At 64.7% G+C, this 19265-nt stretch carries 17 protein-coding genes; 3 read left to right on the forward strand and 14 right to left on the reverse strand.

All coding sequences use genetic code 11. The annotated features are described in order from the left end of the window. The first annotated feature begins 9 nt into the window (after window positions 1-9). Window positions 10-1188: a vWA domain-containing protein gene (locus tag ACTHQV_RS07045; protein ID WP_440489155.1), complete on the forward strand. Its 1179-nt coding sequence runs from the start codon at window positions 10-12 to the stop codon at window positions 1186-1188. Between the two features lie 3 nt (window positions 1189-1191). Here ACTHQV_RS07045 and ACTHQV_RS07050 read toward each other — a convergent pair whose 3' ends face one another. Beyond that, on the reverse strand, window positions 1192-1482 hold the full coding sequence (locus tag ACTHQV_RS07050) for an Hpt domain-containing protein (protein ID WP_440489156.1): 291 nt from the start codon (window positions 1480-1482) through the stop codon (window positions 1192-1194). Between the two features lie 96 nt (window positions 1483-1578). On the opposite strand from ACTHQV_RS07050, the gene ACTHQV_RS07055 reads away from it, so the two are divergent. Both ACTHQV_RS07055 and ACTHQV_RS07060 read left to right on the forward strand, forming a co-directional pair. Then, window positions 1579-3852: a hypothetical protein gene (locus ACTHQV_RS07055; protein ID WP_440489158.1), complete on the forward strand. Its 2274-nt coding sequence runs from the start codon at window positions 1579-1581 to the stop codon at window positions 3850-3852. A 95-nt stretch (window positions 3853-3947) separates the two neighbouring features. Then, a complete protein-coding gene (locus ACTHQV_RS07060) occupies window positions 3948-4634 on the forward strand; it encodes an AAA family ATPase (RefSeq protein WP_440489160.1) in 687 nt (228 codons plus the stop codon). Between the two features lie 7 nt (window positions 4635-4641). Here ACTHQV_RS07060 and ACTHQV_RS07065 read toward each other — a convergent pair whose 3' ends face one another. The 13 genes from ACTHQV_RS07065 to nuoF all read right to left on the reverse strand — a co-directional run bounded on the left by ACTHQV_RS07065 (window position 4642) and on the right by nuoF (window position 19263). Then, window positions 4642-4902, reverse strand: coding sequence for a DUF1467 family protein (locus tag ACTHQV_RS07065; RefSeq protein ID WP_440489161.1), 261 nt, complete (start codon window positions 4900-4902; stop codon window positions 4642-4644). Between the two features lie 10 nt (window positions 4903-4912). Continuing rightward, window positions 4913-6553, reverse strand: coding sequence for a ribonuclease J (locus ACTHQV_RS07070; RefSeq protein WP_440489163.1), 1641 nt, complete (start codon window positions 6551-6553; stop codon window positions 4913-4915). 45 nt (window positions 6554-6598) lie between these two features. Continuing rightward, the gene (locus ACTHQV_RS07075) at window positions 6599-7390 is read right to left on the reverse strand and encodes a type III pantothenate kinase (protein WP_440489164.1); all 792 of its coding nucleotides are present in this window, start codon (window positions 7388-7390) and stop codon (window positions 6599-6601) included. 98 nt (window positions 7391-7488) lie between these two features. Then, on the reverse strand, window positions 7489-8217 hold the full coding sequence (locus ACTHQV_RS07080) for a biotin--[acetyl-CoA-carboxylase] ligase (protein ID WP_440489166.1): 729 nt from the start codon (window positions 8215-8217) through the stop codon (window positions 7489-7491). Beyond that, window positions 8184-9629, reverse strand: a complete 1446-nt coding sequence (gene nuoN / locus ACTHQV_RS07085) for an NADH-quinone oxidoreductase subunit NuoN (RefSeq protein WP_440489168.1) — start codon at window positions 9627-9629, stop codon at window positions 8184-8186. Before nuoN ends, ACTHQV_RS07080 begins: the two co-directional genes overlap by 34 nt. Beyond that, window positions 9629-11197 (reverse strand): NADH-quinone oxidoreductase subunit M, encoded by a 1569-nt coding sequence (locus tag ACTHQV_RS07090; protein ID WP_440489170.1) that lies wholly within the window; start codon window positions 11195-11197, stop codon window positions 9629-9631. Before ACTHQV_RS07090 ends, nuoN begins: the two co-directional genes overlap by 1 nt. 37 nt (window positions 11198-11234) lie before the next feature. Then, the gene (nuoL, locus tag ACTHQV_RS07095; protein ID WP_440489171.1) at window positions 11235-13349 is read right to left on the reverse strand and encodes an NADH-quinone oxidoreductase subunit L; all 2115 of its coding nucleotides are present in this window, start codon (window positions 13347-13349) and stop codon (window positions 11235-11237) included. Between the two features lie 34 nt (window positions 13350-13383). Further along, window positions 13384-13689 carry an NADH-quinone oxidoreductase subunit NuoK gene (gene nuoK, locus ACTHQV_RS07100; protein ID WP_440489172.1) on the reverse strand — a complete coding sequence of 102 codons (306 nt, stop codon included), beginning with the start codon at window positions 13687-13689 and terminating at the stop codon, window positions 13384-13386. Continuing rightward, entirely contained in the window at window positions 13686-14297 is a 612-nt protein-coding gene (locus ACTHQV_RS07105; protein WP_440489173.1) for an NADH-quinone oxidoreductase subunit J, read from the reverse strand. The genes nuoK and ACTHQV_RS07105 overlap by 4 nt, the downstream gene beginning before the upstream one ends. 112 nt (window positions 14298-14409) lie before the next feature. Further along, window positions 14410-14895: an NADH-quinone oxidoreductase subunit NuoI gene (nuoI, locus tag ACTHQV_RS07110; protein ID WP_440489175.1), complete on the reverse strand. Its 486-nt coding sequence runs from the start codon at window positions 14893-14895 to the stop codon at window positions 14410-14412. Next, window positions 14892-15947: an NADH-quinone oxidoreductase subunit NuoH gene (nuoH, locus tag ACTHQV_RS07115; RefSeq protein WP_440489177.1), complete on the reverse strand. Its 1056-nt coding sequence runs from the start codon at window positions 15945-15947 to the stop codon at window positions 14892-14894. Before nuoH ends, nuoI begins: the two co-directional genes overlap by 4 nt. Continuing rightward, complete coding sequence (gene nuoG, locus ACTHQV_RS07120; RefSeq protein WP_440489179.1) at window positions 15944-17959, reverse strand: NADH-quinone oxidoreductase subunit NuoG; 2016 nt, start codon at window positions 17957-17959, stop codon at window positions 15944-15946. Before nuoG ends, nuoH begins: the two co-directional genes overlap by 4 nt. Next, window positions 17959-19263: an NADH-quinone oxidoreductase subunit NuoF gene (gene nuoF / locus ACTHQV_RS07125; protein WP_056452184.1), complete on the reverse strand. Its 1305-nt coding sequence runs from the start codon at window positions 19261-19263 to the stop codon at window positions 17959-17961. The genes nuoG and nuoF overlap by 1 nt, the downstream gene beginning before the upstream one ends. Window positions 19264-19265 lie beyond the last annotated feature (2 nt).

A 19265-nucleotide genomic window follows, 5' to 3' on the forward strand; every position in this document is an offset into this window, starting at 1 on the left:
ACCCGCCCCATGTTCCATTCGTTCGTCGACGCGCTGCGCAGCGCCGGCATCGCCGTCAGCATTCGCGAGCATCTCGTCCTGCTCGACGCGCTTGGGCGCGGCGTGATCGATCCCGACCTCGACAGCTTCTATCACCTCGCCCGCGCGACCTTCGTGAAGGATGAGGGGCTGGTCGACCGCTTCGACCGCGTGTTCGCACAGGTCTTCGCCGGCATCGACGCCACCAATGGCGTCGACCCGCTAACCCTGCCCGACGAATGGCTCCGCCGCATCGCCGAACGCTATCTGTCGCCCGAGGAGATGGCAAAGATCGCGCCGACCGGCGACTGGGACGCGCTGATGGAACTGCTGCGCCAGCGGCTAGCCGAGCAGCAGGAACGGCATGAGGGCGGATCGAAATGGATCGGCACCGGCGGCACCAGCCCGTTCGGCCATGGCGGCTATAATCCGGAGGGCGTCCGTATCGGCGGCGAGAGTCGCCATCGCCGCGCGGTCAAGGTCTGGGAACGCCGCGAATTCCGCAACCTCGACAACGGACGCGAACTCGGCACCCGCAACCTGAAGATCGCGCTTCGCCGCCTGCGCCGCTTCGCCCGCGAAGGCGCCGCCGACGAACTCGACCTCGACGCGACGATCGTGGGTACCGCGCGGCGCGGCTTTCTCGACGTCACGATGCGGCCGGAACGGCGCAATGCGGTCAAGCTGCTGCTGTTCCTCGATGTCGGCGGATCGATGGATCCGTTCGTCGCGCAGGTGGAGGAGCTATTCTCGGCCGCCACGTCGGAGTTCCGCCACCTCGACTTCTTCTATTTCCACAACTGTATCTATGAGGGCGTGTGGCGCGACAATCGCCGCCGCTGGGCCGAACAGACGTCGACCGCTGAACTACTGCGGACCTATGGCCCCGATTACCGGCTGATCGTGGTCGGCGATGCGGCAATGAGCCCGTACGAAATCCTGCAACCTGGCGGATCGGTCGAGCATATGAATGCGGAGGCCGGCGCCGTCTGGCTGCAACGGCTGACCGCGCACTGGCGGTCGGCGGCGTGGATCAATCCCGCGCCGCAGGACCATTGGCAATGGTCCCATTCAACCCAGTTGATCCGCGACCTGTTCGCCGACCGGATGTATCCGCTGACCCTCGACGGACTCGATGCCGCCATGCGCGAATTGTCGCGCCGGCGGTAAGCGTCAAAGTTCGTCGATCGCCTCGTGCAGCTTGGCAAGCATCACCTTATCGCCCGGCACCGCCGCCGCCGCCGCACTCGACAGCGCCATCAGGTCGACCGCGCCGAAACTGGCCGCCAGCCCTTTCAGCCGGAACGCCGCCGGCTGCCAGCCATCGGTGTCCGCCGCTTCCAACGCACCGAGCGCCTTCTGCGCGCTGTCGACAAAGGCTCGGCGAAGCTCGGCGATCAGTTGGGGTTCGTCGCCCAACGCCGCCGCCAGCGCCGCATCGATTGCTCCGGGATCATAGACCATGGATGAACGATACGCCCCCAAAGATTAACAGACAGTTACCTCCCGATCGTTCGACCGGTCTGTCGTTGACGGCAGGTCCATGATAGACGGTGGCACATGAATGGGGGTTCGATCACCGGGCTGCAACAGCCGCACCACCCTGCCGACGACGGCCACGTCGCCCAGGACGAAGCGCAGCACTGGCTGGCGGAGGCGGTGGCCGAGCCCGAGCCGATCCGCCGCAACTGGATCGGACCGACGCTTGCCGCCCTCGCCGTGCTGGGCTGGACCGGGGGGATGCTCGCCTGGAGCGCGCCGTCGCTGCCCGCGCTCGGGCCGATCGGGCTGGTGTCGTTCATCGCCGCCTTGTGCGTGCCGCCGATGATGCTCGGCGTCGGCTGGCTGCTGCTCCGCCGGAACAGCCGGGCGGAGGCCCGCCGCTTCGCCGCCACTGCGCAGGCGATGCGTGCCGAGGCGCAGGCGCTGGAGGCGGTCGTCACCCGCGTGCGCCAGACGCTGGCGGAGTCGCGCCGGGAATTGGCGGAGCAGACCCAGTCGCTGCTGGCTCTAGGCGATAGCGCGACCGACCGGTTGCGCGGCGTCAGTGCCGGGATCGGCGAACAGGTCGACGCGATCGAAACCACCGCCGGCCGGCTCGAACGGGTGGCCGATGCGACCCAGCAGCGGCTGTCGACGGTGCTGTCCTCGCTGCCCCGCGCGCGCGCCGAAGCGGCGGAGATGGCCGCGCTGGTCGAAGCGACCGGCCTGTCGGCCAGCGAACGCGTCGCCGCGCTCGACGCGCAGCTGGTCGTCGTTTCGCAACGCGCGCGTGAGGCCGACGAACTGGCCGGCGGTGCGGCGCAGCGGCTGGCGGCGCATATGAACCGGATGGAGGCGACCAGCGAGAGCGCCGGTGCTCGCCTCGAAACCGTCATCGCCACCATGTCCGAAGCGATCGACGCCGTGCTCGAACGCGCGGCCGCCGCGATCGACGAATCGCGCAAGGCGATCACCGCACAGGGTGACGCGACCATCGCCATGATCGAGGCGAATGGATCGGCGATCGAACGCGCCGGTCGCGAAGGCGCCGAACAGCTGGCTGGCCGCGTGGCGGCAATCGACTCGGCGATCCAGATGCTCACCGGGCAGCTGAACGACCGCCGCCGCGATGGCGAGGCGTTGCTGGCGCTGCTCAACGATGGATTGGCCGGGGTCGACGACCGGTTCGAACGGTTACGGATCACCGGGGTCGAACGGACCCAGGCGGTAGCCGGATCGGTCGATGCGCTGACCCAGGTCGCCGATGCCCTGTGCGAAGCGCTGGCCAATGGCGACGTCACCGCCCGCCGCGTGATCGCCAGTGCCGAGGAAGTGCTGACCGCGCTCGACGCCGCGGCGCGCGAAATGGACGAGACGCTGCCCGGCGCGCTCGACCGCCTCGACAGCCGCATCGCCGCCAGTCGCGCGGTCGTCGCCCAGTCCAAGCCCGAATTGCTCGCGCTGGTCACCGCGGCCGAAAGCACGCACGAGGCGATCGAGGCGATTGCCGGGGTGGTGGCGATGCAGCGCGACACGCTGTCGACCGTCCAGCAGTCGCTGCTCGACACGCTCGATCGCGGGGCCGACCGGATCGAGAATGTCCGCACCATCGTCGACGAAACGATCGCGACGACGATCCACTTCTCCGAAGACGCTGCGCCGCGTTTGACCGAAGCGATGCTCCGCATCCGCGATACCGCCGAAGCCGCCAGCGAACAGGCGCGAGAGACGCTGGCCAAGGTCCTGCCCGACGCCGCCCGCGATCTCGAGGCAAAAGGCGCCCGTGCGCTTGCCAACGCCGTCGACAGCGCGGTGAAGGGGCAGGTCGCCGAACTATCCGCCATTGCCAACCACGCCGTCGCCTCGGCGATCGAGGCATCGGAACGCCTGTCGCGGCAGATGCTCGACATCGCTGACACCAGCAAGCAACTCGATGAGCGTATCGCGACCGCTCGCGCCGAACGCGAGGCAGCCGACAGCGACCAATTCTCGCGCCGCGTGTCGTTGCTGATCGAGGCGATGAATTCAGCCGCGATCGACATCGCCCGGTCGCTGTCGACCGATGTCTCCGACACCGCCTGGGCCGCCTATCTGAAGGGCGATCGTGGCGTCTTCACCCGCCGGGCGGTGCGGCTGGTCGACGGCACGCAGGCACGCGAGATTGCGGCGCTCTACGATTCCGATCCCGACTTCCGCGATCAGGTGAACCGCTACATCCACGATTTCGAAGCGATGCTCCGCCAGATACTCGGCCTGCGCGACGGATCCCCGATGGGAGTGACCCTGCTGTCGTCGGACATGGGCAAGCTGTACGTCGTGCTGGCGCAGGCAATCGAGCGGCTGCGCAACTAGGCGGCTTCCCGGCAGAGAACGTTATGACACGCCGAGCGCGAACGATCTCGCTTCCCCCACCGTTCCTGAAACGTGTCTGGCTGCCGGACGAGGCATTGGCCTGGCAGGACCAGAATGCCTATCCCTTCTCGCTCCCGATCGTGTTGGGCGGCGGCTTCGATCTTACGTTCGAAAAGCCCATCACCGTCTTGGTCGGCGAAAATGGTTCGGGAAAGTCGACGCTGCTCGAAGCGATCGCGACCATGGCAGGCTTCGGCGAAGGCGGCGGCACGCAGGGCATGGCAGCGATCGGTCGATCTCCGGCGGCAGGTGAGGATGCCGGCCGGCTTGGCGACCTGCTCCGTGCGGCATGGCTGCCGCAGGTACGGCATGGCTGGTTCTTCCGCGCTGAAACCTTTTTCTCCGTTGCCCGCTATCTCGACGAAGTCGGATCACACCGCGCCGGCTATCTTCGCGCGTCGCACGGCGAAGGCTTCCTGCATTTCTTCGAAGAACGCCTGTCGGAACAGGGGTTGTTCATTCTCGACGAGCCGGAATCGGCGCTGTCACCGACCAAGCAGTTCGATCTTCTGAAGCTGCTCCGCAATCTGCAACGCGTCGAAACCTGTCAGGTCATCATGGCGACGCACTCGCCGATCCTGATGGCGCTGCCCGACGCCGATCTATGGCAGGTCGAACGCTTCGGCTTGCGTCCGACGACGCTGGAGGAAACCAGCCATTTCCGGCTGTACCGTGAATTCACCCGCTACCCACACGATCTGGTCGAGACTATTATCGATTGAGCTCGGCTCAATTGTAGAAGTTCAGCATGTCGGCCGTCACCCAACCATAGATGTAGTTGAGGTAAAAGCCGCCGAACAAAACCGCCGATACCAACGTCGTGCGCCACGCCATCCGCCCGAAGCGGAAGCCGGATGGGGCGCTGTCGGCCTGTCCCGGCACCGGGGGTTCGCCCGCTTCATGCGTCGTGCGAACCCCGAACGGCAACACTAGGAACATCGCCAGCACCCAGAACAACAGGTAGATGGCGAGCGCCGACTGCCAGGCCATGTGCCGCGCGTCAGGCCGGGATGATCAGGACGTCGACGACCGGCTTCTTGCCGGTCCAGCGCGTCGCCACCCGGCGCACCGCCAGACGGATCGCCTCCGGCAGCTTGGACCGCTCGCGTCCCTTCGCCGCTACCGTTTCCGCCGCCGCATCGACCGCTTCCTCGAGGAAGGGTTCGCGGTCTTCCTCGACCGGCACGCCCTGTACCCGGATCTGCGGCTCGCCGATCAACTGCCCGCGCCGATCGATCGCGACCGCCACCGACATATGGCCGAACGCCGCCAGCTTGCGCCGTTCGTTGATCGTCGTGCCATCGGCCGGCAGGATCACGTCGCCATCCAGCGCAAGCCGCCCGACGACCGCATGCCCGACCTTGGTCGGATTGCCCGGCGCCAGACGCACGATGTCGCCATTGGTCTGGACCAGCGTCTGATCGATCCCCTGCGACAGGGCGAAACGGGCATGTTCCATCAGGTGCCGCATCTCGCCATGCACCGGCATCAGGATTTTCGGGCGCAGCCAGCCATAGAGCTTGGCCAGTTCCGGTCGCCCGGGGTGACCCGACACATGCACATGCGCCTGCCGATCGGTCACCATCTCAATTCCCGCCGCGGCGAGCTGGTTCTGGATACGACCAATCGCGACCTCGTTGCCGGGGATCTGCTTCGACGAGAAGATGACGCGGTCGCCCGATTGCAGGCTCAGCTGATGCTCACGATTGGCGATCCGCGCCAGCGCCGCGCGCTGTTCGCCCTGCCCCCCGGTCGCGATGATGAGCACCTGATCGCGGGGCAAGCGCATCGCGGTGTCGAAATCAACGGTCTGCGGAAAGTCTTTCAGATAGCCGGTCGCCTTCGCAACCTTCAGGATGCGGTCGAGCGAACGGCCCGCGACACACACCTTGCGGTTGGTGTCGCGCGCGACCTCGCCCAGCGTGTGCAGCCGCGCCGCGTTCGAAGCGAAGCTGGTGACCATCACCCGCCGCCCTTCGGCGGAAGCGATCTGTTCGAACAGCCCCTTGCGGACATCGGCTTCCGATCCCGACGCCTCAGTATTGAAGACGTTGGTCGAATCACACACCAGCGCGAGGATACCCTGATCGCCGATCGCGGTCAGTTCCGCCGGGCTCGCCGGCGTCGCCACCATCGGCTGATCGTCGAGCTTCCAGTCGCCCGAATGGAACACCTTCCCATGCGGCGTGGAAATCACGAGCGAAGTCGATTCGGGAATCGAATGCGCCATCGGCACGAAACGAACGCCGAACGGACCGACATTCACGTCGCCGCCCAGCTGTACGATCTTCAGCTTCACCCGGTCGGCAATGCCCTCTTCGTCCAGCTTGCCGCGGATCAGCCCGGCGGTGAACGGCGTGGCATAGATCGGCACGCCCAGATCGGCGGCCAGATAGGGCAGCGCCCCGATATGGTCCTCATGCCCGTGGGTGATGACGATCCCGAGCAGCTGATCGCCGCGTTCCTCGATGAATTGCAGGTCGGGCAGCATCACGTCAATGCCCGGATAAGCGGGGTCGGCGAAGGTCACGCCGCAATCGACCATCAACCATTTGCCGGCGGTACCGTACAGGTTGACGTTCATGCCGATTTCGCCCGACCCGCCAAGCGCGACGAACAACAGTTCTTTCTTTGGTGTCACTCAATCTCTTTCAATGCCCGCGCCCATTCGCGGGTTCGGTTTCGTTCATTCGGTTGCCGTGGAAATATGGGTGCGGCGCCACAACATCGCCAGTCCCGTGATCGTCAGGTCCTGTTCGATCGAATCGAAGACCTGCGTATGTTTCTCGAAAAGGATCGCCAGACCGCCAGTGGCGATCACGCGGACCGGGCGGCCGATCTCCGCCTTCAGCCGCGCGACCAGCCCCTCGATCATCGCGATATAACCCCAATAGATGCCGATATGCATCTGGTCGGCGGTATTGCGGCCGATGACGGTCTTCGACGCCGGCGCCTCGATCGCGATCCGGGGCAGCTTTGCCGCCGCCGTCACCAGCGCGTCCAGCGACAGGTTGATCCCAGGCGCGATGATCCCGCCCTTATATGCTCCGGTATAATCGACTACGTCGAACGTTGCGGCAGTGCCGAAATCGACGACGATCAGGTCGCCCGGATGCGCGGCGTGTGCTGCGATCGCATTCAGCGCGCGATCGGCCCCGACCGCATGCGGCTCCTCGACATCCAGCGCAATGCCGAACGCCGCCTGCCCCCGTCCCGCGACCAACGCCTCCACGCCGAAATATTTGCTCGCCAGTACTTCCAGATTATGTAGCGCGCGCGGCACCACCGTGCCGATGATGACCGCATCGACCACCGATCGATCCCGACCGCCCAATGCCAGCAACTGGCTGAGCCATACCGCATATTCGTCGGCGGTGCGGCGCGGATCGGTGGCGATCCGCCAGCGCGCGACGATCATATCGCCATCGACCAGTGCGAAGACGATGTTGGTATTGCCGGCATCGATCGCAAGCAGCATCGAACTTCCCCGTCACGCCCGACCGGCGCGCTCCCCTATCCCGCTAGAGCGTGTGGCGCTCCGCGACAAGCGGTCCCGACGATCGCCGCTGGTTTGCTTCATGCCGAAACGTCGCCGGCATGGACGGTGCCCGTCCGCCCGTCACCGCCGATCAGCCGCAACGCGCCATCGGCATCAAGCCCGTCGAACCGCCCCGATCGCTCGCTGCCATCGGGAAGTCGCACGCGCAGCGGTGTTCCGCGCGGATGCGCCCGTTCCTCCCACGCGGCCCGAACGACCGATCCATCGCCTCGCCGCCAAATCGCCAACCACGCCGCGAACCGTTCGACGAGCCCGGCCAGCAGCGCTTCCGGCGTCAGCGCGACGCCCAACGCCGTCAGCGACGTTGTCCGCCTATCGGTAAGGGCCGGCTGTGAGGCCAGATTGACCCCGAAGCCGATAACCACCGCATCACCCGATCGCTCGAGCAAAATGCCTGAAAGTTTGGCATCCCCGACCATCAGGTCGTTCGGCCATTTGATCGTCGCCAATCCCGGTGCGGACATGGCAATCGCGTCCGCCAATGCGACCGCCGCAACCAGCGTCAGCGTATGCGCGGCCGGGTCGTGCGGCCGCAACCGGACGATCGTGCTGGCGAACAGATTGCCCGCGCCGTCGACCCAGTCTCTGCCCAACCGCCCGCGCCCGGCCGATTGCCGTTCCGCCCGCAACCACAGCCCTTCTTCCGCTCCGGTCGCGGCAGCGGCGAGCAGGTCGGCGTTGGTCGACCCGGTCTCGCCAACGACGCGGATCGTCAGAACAGCGCCCGTGCCGCGGTCAGCGACCACGCCGACAGTGCCGGGATCAGGAACAGGCTGACCGGCGAGATCACCACCGCCGCCGCAAAGGTCAGGCCACCCTCGACCAGCGCCGGTTCGCGCAGAAACTCCGGCGCAGGTTCATCGAAGTACATCGTCTTGACGACGCGCAGATAATAATAGGCCCCGATCGTCGACGCGGCGATGCCGATCACCGCCAGCGGGAACAGCCCGGCCTGCACCGCCGCGTCGAACACCGCATACTTGGCCCAGAAGCCGAACAGCGGCGGAATACCGGCCAGCGAGAACATGAAGATCGCCAGCGCCAGCGCCAGCGCCGGCCGCGTCCGCGACAGGCCCGACAGGCTTGCCAGCGTCTCCACCGGCTGCCCGTCGCTCCCGCGCATCTGCAGCACGATCAGGAACGAACCGAGCGTCATGACGATGTAGACGGCGAGGTAGAACAGCACGCCCGCCACGCCCTGGGCCGAACCGGCAGCGAGGCCGATCAGCGCGAAGCCGACATTGTTGATCGACGAATAGGCCAGTAGTCGCTTAATGTTCGCCTGCCCGATCGCACCGACCGCACCGAGCACGATCGACGCCAGCGCCGCGAAGATCACGATCTGCCGCCACTGGTCGACGGCCGGGCCCATCGCCTCGACCGCGACGCGCAGCGCCATCGCCATCGCCGCAACCTTCGGCGCCGAAGCGAAGAAGGCGGTGACCGGGGTCGGCGCACCTTCATACACGTCGGGCGTCCACATGTGGAATGGCACCGCCGCCAGCTTGAACGCGATCCCGGCGAACACGAACACCAGCCCGAACAACAAGCCCATGTTGCGCGGTCCGGCATAGGCCGTCGCGATATCGGCGAACAGCGTCGTGCCGGCAAAACCGTACACCAGGCTGATGCCATAGAGCAGGATGCCCGACGCCAGCGCGCCCAGCACGAAATACTTCAGCCCCGCCTCGGCCGACCGCGTATCGCGGCGCATGAAGCTGGCAAGCACATAAGCGGCAAGGCTCTGCAGTTCGAGACCGACATAGAGCAGCAACAGGTCGGACGCCGACACCATCATGCCCATGCCGCATGCCGACAACAGGATCAGCACCGGATATTCGGGCTTCAGATCCTCGCCGCTGGTGCGTTCGAAGAAGCGCGGCGCGATGATGATCGCTACGGCCGACGCGAGATAGATCAGCACTTTGGCAAAGGCAGCGAAGGCATCGGCGCGGTACATCCCGCCAAAGGCGGTACCGCCCGACGAACCGTTACCGATCAGCGCCGCGCCGGCCCCGGCCAGCACGAACACCGCCGCGATGCTGACACCGCGCGTCGCGCCCTGCTTGCCCCATGCCGATACCAGCATCAGGACGATCGCCCCGACCGCGAGCACCAGCTCGGGCAGGGTCATCGAAAGTTGTTCGGCGTAGCTCATCAGTGCGATTCCCCGTGCGCCGCTTCACCGCCGCCCGTTCCATGTTCCGCGGCGTGCGCCGCTGCCGCCGCCGGATTGCCCGCGGTCGGCCGTGAGTCCGAAACCGGTGCCGCGCGCTCGATCCGCGCGAGCAGCAGCCCGACATCCTTGCGCATCGGCGCGAGGAAGCTTTCGGGATAGACGCCCATCCAGAGCACGACCGCGGCGATCGGCGCCAGCATCGCCAGCTCGCGCATCGACACGTCGGGCATCGCCTTCACATCGTCATGCACCAGATCGCCCAGCGCAATCCGACGATACAGATAGAGCGAATAGGCCGCGCCGAGGATGATGCCGGTCGTGCAGATCAGCGCCGCCCAGGTCGACACGCGGTAGGTGCCGGCAAGGCTCAGGAACTCGCCGACAAAGCCCGACGTGCCCGGTAGACCGATCGACGCCATGGTGAACAGCAGGAAAAACACGGCATAGCGCGGCATGTTGATCGCCAGACCGCCGTAGCGTGCGATCTCGCGGGTATGCAGCCGGTCGTAGATGATGCCGACGCACAGGAACAGCGCGCCCGATACCAGCCCGTGGCTGAGCATCACGATCATCGCGCCTTCGATACCCTGCTGGTTGAAGGCGAACAGGCCGATGGTGACGATCGCCATGTGGGCGACCGACGAATAGGCGATCAGCTTCTTCATGTCCGACTGCACCAGCGCAACCAGCGAGGTGTAGACCACTGCAACCGCCGACAGCGTCAGGATCAGCCATGTCAGCTCACCCGAGGCTTCGGGGAACATCGGGATCGAGAAGCGCAGGAAGCCATATCCGCCGAGCTTCAGCAACACGCCGGCCAGAATGACAGAGCCAGCGGTCGGTGCCTGCACGTGCGCGTCGGGCAACCAGGTGTGGACCGGCCACATCGGCATCTTGACCGCGAACGATGCGAAGAAAGCGAGCCACAGCCACGTCTGCACCTGCACGGGGAAATCATACGCCATCAGCGTCGGGATATCCGAGGTACCCGCGGAGCGGATCATGTAGATCATAGCGATCAGCATCAGCAGCGAACCGAGCAGGGTGTACAGGAAGAACTTGTATGACGCGTAGATGCGGTTCGCCCCGCCCCAGATACCGATGATGAGATACATCGGGATCAGGCCGGCTTCGAAGAAGACATAGAACAGCAACAGGTCCTGCGCTGCGAAGGTGCCGATCATCAGCACTTCGACGCTGAGGAACAGCGCCATATATTCGGGCACGCGGTTGGTGACCGACTTCCACGACGCGCCGATGCAGATCGGCATCAGGAAGACGCTGAGCATGATGAGCATCAACGCGAAACCATCGATGCCCAGCGCATAGCGGAATACGCCGAAATCGCCCATCGCCGGCGCTTCGACGAACTGCCACTGCGCGCCGCCGATATCGAAATTGGCCCACAACAGCACGCCCAGTCCGAAGTTGACGAGCGTTGCGGCCAGCGCCGTCCAGCGCGCGGCATTCGCCGATACGAACAGGCACAGCATCGCCGCGACCGCCGGTACCAGCAGCATCACCGACAGGATCGGGAAGCCGTTCACGAGTTATTCCCCCGAACCAATTGCTTGAAACCGCGCATCACGACGCGATCGCCCAGGTAACCGCCGCCGTCAGGCCGATCAGCATGACGAAAGCATAAGTGTAGAGATAGCCGGTCTGCATCTTGACCGCGAGGCGGCTGGAGAAGTCGACCAGCGCCGCCGACCCGTCGGGGCCGAAGCGGTTGATCGTCTGCTCGTCGCCACGCTTCCAGAAGAAGCGGCCAAGGGCGAAGGCCGGGCGCACGAAGAGCAGGTGATACAGCTCGTCGAAATACCACTTCTTGAGCAGGAACCGGTGCAGCACGCGGAACGTGTCGGCGATCCCTGCCGCCGTACCCGGCCGCGCAATGTAGACGTAGAAGGCGCTAGCCAGACCAACCAGCATCACGATTGTCGCGGCCAGCTTCACCAGCAACGGGACTTGATGCATTTCGTGCATGAGATGTTCGTCGAAGAACAGGCTGCCCTTCCAGAACGTCTCGCCCGCTTCCGGCTCGATGAACCAGTGATGGAAGACATAGCCCGCGGCGACTGCCCCAATCGTCAACACGATCAGAGGGATCAGCATCGGCAACGGGCTTTCGTGCGGGTGATAGCCTGCCGTACCTTCCGCGACCTCACTCGCATGCGCCGCGTGCGTCGACGGGGCGTGGCCTGCATCTTCGGCGGCCGGCGGTGCCGGATGGCTGCCATCGTCATGGCCGTGACCATGAGTGTCATGGTGGTCGCCATGACCGTGACCATGCGCATCGTGCACCGCGTGCTGGATATGCTCGGACCCGGCCCAGCGCGGCGTACCGAAGAAGGTCAGGAACATCAGCCGCCACGAATAGAAGCTCGTCAGCAGCGCCGCGAAGGTACCGACATAGAATGCACCGTAACCGCCCGGACCCGATGCCCAAGCCGCTTCGAGGATCGCATCCTTCGAATGGTAACCAGCAAAGCCGCCGATGCCGTAGATGCCGACACCGGTAATCGCCAGCGTGCCCGCCATCATCGCCCAGAAGGTGAGAGGGATATGCTTCCGCAAGCCACCATAGAAGCGCATGTCCTGTTCATGGTGCATCGCGTGGATGACCGAACCGGCGCCCAGGAACAGCAACGCCTTGAAAAAGGCGTGCGTAAACAGGTGGAACATCGCCGCGCCATACGCACCGACCCCCGCCGCAAAGAACATGTAGCCGAGCTGCGAACAGGTCGAATAGGCGATGACGCGCTTGATGTCGGTCTGCACCAGCCCGATCGTCGCCGCGAACAGGCAGGTCGCGGCGCCGACCGCCGTCACCACCGCCAGCGCGGTCGGCGAGGTTTCGAACATCGGCGACAAGCGGCACACCATGAACACGCCCGCGGTGACCATTGTCGCCGCGTGGATCAGCGCCGACACCGGGGTCGGCCCTTCCATCGCGTCGGGCAACCAGGTGTGAAGACCCAACTGCGCCGACTTGCCCATCGCGCCGACGAACAGCAGCAGGCAGAGCACCGTCATCGTATCGGCGCGAAACCACAGGAAGCCAATCGTCGAACCCGCCATCGACGGCGCTGCTTCGAGGATCGCCGGGATCGAGATCGTTCCGAACACCAGATAGGTGCCGAAGATGCCGAGCATGAAGCCGAGATCGCCGACCCGGTTGACGACGAACGCCTTGATCGCCGCGGCATTGGCCGACGGCTTCTTAAACCAGAAGCCGATCAGCAGGTACGACGCCAGGCCGACGCCTTCCCAACCAAAGAACATCTGCACCAAATTGTTCGCGGTCACGAGCATCAGCATCGCGAAGGTGAACAGCGACAGATAGCTGAAGAAGCGCGGCTGATCCGGGTCCTCGCTCATATAGCCCCAGCTATAGAGATGGACCAACGCCGACACGCTGGTGATGACGACCAGCATGACTGCGGTCAGCGCATCGACACGGAGTTCCCAAGCGATGTTCATGCCGCCCGACAGGATCCACGTCGACACCGGCGCCACGCCGGCCTGCGCGGTTCCGGTCAGGAACGGGATGAAGATCGACCACGACAGCGCAGCGGCGACGAACAGCCCCGCTGTCGTCACCATCTTCGGCAGCCCGATGCCGAAGGCGCGGTTCGACAGACCCGCGACGATCGACGCCAGCAGCGGCAGGAACACGACGATATGGATGGCGCTCATACAAGCACCCCCGAAACCCGAAAAGCCACCGGCATCACCCCTTCATCCGGTTGACGTCGTCGACCGCGATCGAACCGCGGACACGGAAATAGATGACCATGATGGCCAGCCCGATCGCGCTCTCACCGGCGGCGACCGCCAGCACGAACATCGCGAAGATTTGGCCGACCAGGTCGCCCAGCTGCGCCGAAAAGGCCACGAAATTGATGTTCACCGCCAGCAGGATCAGCTCGATCGACATCAGGATGACGATCAGGTTCTTGCGGTTCAGGAAGATGCCGAGCACCCCCAGCGTGAACAGGATCGCCGCGACGACCAGATAATGGGTAAGACCGATCACAGCTCCACCCCCTGCCCGATGGGCTGATTGACGTTGCGGACGGCGTCCTTCGCACGACGGTTGATCTGTCGATTGATGTTCTGCGCCTTCGCATCCGCGCGCTTGCGCTGGGTCAGAACGATCGCGCCGATCATCGCGACCAGCAGCACTAGCCCGACGCCTTCAAACACGTACAGGTACCGAGAATAGAGCAACCGCCCGATTGCCTCGATATTCGGCACCGCAACGTCGGCCGGCGCAATCCGCTTGGCGAGATCGATGCGCGCGGCGGTCCAGGCATAGGCCCCGACGACGAGTTCGACCGCCAGCAGCACCGCCAGCGCGAGGCCGGCCGGCAGATAGCGGACGAAGCCGGCGCGCAGTTCGGTGAAGTCAATGTCGAGCATCATGACCACGAACAGAAACAGCACCGCGACCGCGCCGACATAGACGATGACGAGCAGCATCGCGATGAACTCGGCGCCGCACAGGACCATCAGGCCGGCTGCGTTGAAGAAGGCGAGGATCAGCCACAGCACCGAATGGACCGGGTTGCGCGACGTGATCGTCAGCGCGGCCGATGCCACCACGATCGTGGCGAACAGATAGAAGGCGAGTGTCTGGATCACGAGCGCTGCTCTTCCCCCTGCCCGCCCCGCGCGTTGCTGCGGGACGAAACTTTAATCAACTGGCCGGCGAAGCGAGGTTTCTCTTCCCCGCCGGTACGGAATATGCGCGCCATTACCGATAGGGCGCGTCGCTCGCAAGGTTCGCGGCAATCGCGCGTTCCCAGCGGTCACCATTCGCGAGCAGCTTGTCCTTGTGGTAGATCAGCTCTTCGCGCGTTTCGGTCGCGAACTCGAAGTTCGGACCTTCGACGATCGCATCGACGGGGCACGCTTCCTGGCACAGCCCGCAATAGATGCACTTGGTCATGTCGATGTCGTAGCGCGTCGTACGGCGGCTGCCGTCATCGCGCGGTTCGGCCTCGATCGTGATCGCCAGCGCCGGACACACCGCCTCGCACAGCTTGCACGCGATGCAGCGTTCTTCGCCGTTAGGGTAGCGTCGCAACGCATGCTCGCCGCGGAAACGGGGCGAGATCGGATTCTTCTCGTACGGGTAGTTGATCGTCGCCTTGGGCTTGAAGAAGTACCGCAACGTCAGCGCGTGCGCCTTCACGAACTCCCACAGGGTGAACGATCGGATGGTCTGGGCGATACTCATGACGGCAATCCTACACGGTCGATCATCAGATAACCGGAGACGAGGAACACGAAGGTCAGCGACAGCGGCAGGAAAATCTTCCAGCCCAGCCGCATCAGTTGGTCGTAACGATACCGAGGCACCGTCGCCTTGATCCAACTGAAGACGAAGAAGAAGAAGAAGGTCTTTGCCAAGAACCAGATGATGCCCGGGACGAAATACAGCGGTGCCCAATCGACCGGCGGCAGCCACCCACCCCAGAAAAGCAGCGCATTGAGCGCGCACATCAGGATCACGTTGGCATATTCGCCGAGCCAGAACAGCGCGAATGCCATCGACGAATATTCGGTCTGATAGCCCGCGACCAGTTCCGATTCCGCTTCGGTCAGATCGAACGGCGCGCGTGCCGTTTCGGCGAGCGACGAGATCAGGAACACGACCGCCATCGGGAACAGCAGCGGGTTGAATCCGAAGCCGTTGATGAAACCGAAAATATGCGCCCGCTGCTCCAGCACGATCGTCGTCAGGTTGAACGACCCGGCCCAGAGCACCACCGCGATCAGCACGAACCCGATCGCGACTTCATAGCTGACCATCTGCGCAGCCGCACGAAGCGCCGAGTAGAAGGGATATTTCGAGTTGGACGCCCAGCCCGAGATAATGACGCCATATACGCCGAGCGACGATGCCGCGAGAATATAGAGCAGGCCGACATTGATGTCCGCAACCACCACGCCGACATCGAACGGGATCACCGCCCAGACGATCAGCGCGACAGTGAACGTGATGATCGGCGCGAGCAGGAACAGGCCGCGATTAGCCGAGGACGGCACGATCGTTTCCTGCAGGAACACCTTGAGACCATCGGCGAACGACTGCAGCAGACCGAGTGGCCCCACGACGTTCGGCCCACGCCGCAGCGCCATCGCCGCCCAGATCTTGCGGTCGGCATAGATGATCATCGCCACCGCCAGCATCAGCGGCAGCGCGATGACCAGAATGCCGACCAGCGTGGCGACGGTCCACGCCCAGCCATAGGGCAGGCCGACGGTAGTTTCGAAGAACGAGGTCACTCGGCGGCCTCCGCGAAATCCTGGCCATGGACAAGTTCGGCCGAACAACGCTGCATCGTCGGGCTGGCCCGGCAGATCGCATTGGTCAGGTAGAAGTCGGTCACCGGATAGGTCACCGTGCCCGACGCCTTAGCGTCGAGCGCCGGCGGGTTCCAGTCAAACCGTACCAGACCTTCGCGACCGAGTTCGGGTACCGCCGCCGCCATCGCCGCGCGCACGCCGGCGAAGTCGTCGAACGGCAGCGTCACGCCCAGCACTTCGGCCAGTGCGCGGAAGATCGTCCAGTCCTCGCGGGCATCGCCCGGCGGGAAGACGGCACGGTCGCCGCGCTGCACGCGGCCTTCCATGTTGACATAGGTGCCGGCCTTTTCGGCATAGCTCGCGCCCGGCAGGACGATGTCCGCCGCCGCCGCGCCCTTGTCGCCATGATGACCGATATAGACCTTGGTCGCGCCTGCGAACTTCGCGAAATCGACTTCGTCGGCGCCGAGGAAGAAGACCAGCTTCGGGTTCGCCGCGATGATGTCGGCGATACCGCCCAGCTGCGCATAGCCCAGCATCAGCGCGCCCATCCGCGCCGCGGCGAGATGGACGACGTTGAAGCCGTTCCACGTCGTGCCGTCTTCGAGCGTGCGGACCAGATTGCCGTCCTGGGCGAGCCTCACCGCCGTACCATGACCGTTCTTTAGTGCTGCCGGACCGACGATGACCATCGGCCGTTTGGCAGCATCCATCGCTTCGGCCGCGCGGTCGGGCAGACCGCCGAGCAACCCCAGATCGTCGCCCAGCCATTCCGCCTTGTAGGTCAGATCGACTTCCGGGCCGATCGCGAAGACGCGCGCGCCCTTCTTGATCGCCTTGCGGACGCGGGTGTTGATGAGCGGCGCTTCGTGGCGCAGGTCGGTACCGACCAGCAGGATCGCATCGGCATCCTCGACGCCGGCGATCGTCGAATTGAACGCGACGGCACCGAGATTGGTGACGTCATAGTCCATGCCGGTCTGCCGCCCTTCGAGCAACGACGAACCGAGCGCATTGACCAGCGCCTTGGCAGCGAACATCGTTTCGCAATCGAGCAGGTCGCCCGCGATCGCCGCCACCGAAGGACCAGCGTTGACCGCCGCAATCGCGGCGAAAGCGTCATCCCATTCGGCCGCGACCAGCTTGCCGTCCCTCCGGACATAAGGCTTGTCGAGGCGACGGCGGACCAAGCCGTCCACCGCGTGGCGCGTCTTGTCGTGCGCCCATTCCTCGTTCACGTCTTCGTTGATGCGCGGCACGCAGCGCAGCACCTGCCGACCGCGGCTGTCGAGGCGGATATTGGTGCCGACCGCGTCCATCACGTCGATCGCGAGCGTCTTCTTCAGTTCCCACGGGCGCGCTTCGAACGCATAGGGCTTCGACGTCAGCGCACCGACCGGGCACAGATCGACGATATTGCCTGACAGTTCGCTCGACACGGCCTGTTCGAGATAGCTGGTGATCTGCATATTCTCGCCGCGATAGATCGCGCCGATCTCTTCGACCCCGGCGACTTCCTCGGCAAAACGGATGCAGCGCGTGCACTGGATGCAGCGCGTCATCACCGTCTTGACGATCGGCCCCATATATTTCTCGGTGACCGCGCGCTTGTTCTCGTCATAGCGCGAGTGACCGCGGCCATAGGCGACCGACTGGTCCTGCAGGTCGCACTCGCCACCCTGATCGCAAATCGGGCAGTCGAGCGGGTGGTTGATGAGCAGGAATTCCATCACGCCTTCGCGCGCGGCCTTCACCATCGCGCTGTCGGTGCGGATTTCCTGATTGTCGGCGGCGGGCAGCGCGCACGATGCCTGCGGCTTGGGCGGCCCCGGCTTCACTTCGACCAGGCACATCCGGCAATTGCCGGCGATCGACAGTCGTTCGTGATAGCAGAACCGTGGGATTTCCTTCCCCGCCGCTTCGCACGCCTGGAGGACGGTGGCGCCCTGCGGCACCTCGACCTCGATCCCGTCTACTTTTACCTTCGGCATTATTCGGCCGCTTCCATCATGGGCGACATGCCGCCGCCGCGCTTCTCGTTGATTCGCCGCTCAATTTCCGGGCGGAAATTCTTGATGAGGCCCTGGATAGGCCACGCCGCTGCGTCGCCCAGTGCGCAGATGGTGTGGCCTTCGACCTGCTTGGTGACCTGTTGCAGCATGTCGATTTCGGAGATGTCGGCGTCGCCAGTGCGCAGCCGTTCCATCACCCGCCACATCCACCCCGTGCCTTCGCGGCACGGCGTGCACTGGCCGCAGCTCTCATGCTTGTAGAAATAGCTGAGACGGCTGATCGCGCGGACGACGTCGGTCGACTTGTCCATGACGATCACCGCCGCCGTACCGAGACCCGATCCGACCGCCTTCAGCCCGTCGAAATCCATCGGCGCGTCGATAATGTGCTCAGCCTTGACCAACGGCACCGACGATCCGCCGGGGATCACGCAGAGCAGATTGTCCCAACCGCCGCGAATGCCGCCGCAATGTTTTTCGATCAGTTCGCGGAACGGGATGCTCATCGCTTCCTCAACCACGCACGGCCGGTTCACATGGCCGCTGATCTGGAACAGCTTGGTCCCGCGATTATTCTCGGCGCCGAAACTCGCGAACCATTCGGGGCTGCGGCGCAGGATTGTCGGGACGACCGCGATCGATTCGACATTGTTGACCGTCGTCGGGCAGCCATAGAGGCCGGCACCCGCCGGGAATGGCGGCTTCAACCGCGGCTGCCCCTTCTTGCCCTCGAGGCTTTCAAGCATCGCGGTTTCTTCGCCGCAGATATACGCACCGGCGCCACGATGCGCGAAGACGTCGAAGTCATAGCCCGAACCGCACGCGTTCTTGCCGAGCAGCCCCTTGGCATAGGCTTCGGCAATCGCCGCGAACAGCGTCTCCGCCTCGCGGATATATTCGCCGCGAATGTAGATATAGGCCGCCCGCGCGCGCATTGCGAAGCCCGCGACCAGCGCGCCTTCGATCAGCTTGTGCGGATCGTGGCGGATGATCTCGCGGTCCTTGCACGAGCCGGGTTCGGATTCGTCGGCGTTGATGACCAGAAAATTCGGCCGGTCGGGCTTGGGGGCCTTCGGCATGAACGACCATTTGGTGCCGGTCGGGAACCCTGCCCCGCCACGCCCACGCAGACCGGAAGCCTTGATCCGATCGATGATCGTGTCGGGCCCAAGCTGCAACAGCGCCTTGGTATTGTCCCAATCGCCGCGCATCACGGCGGCGTCGAGGTTCCATGGCTGGAACCCGTACACGTTGGTGAAGATGCGATCCTTGTCGGCCAGCATCC

Source organism: Sphingomonas sp. SAFR-052, assembly GCF_051965015.1.
Lineage (GTDB): Bacteria > Pseudomonadota > Alphaproteobacteria > Sphingomonadales > Sphingomonadaceae > Sphingomonas.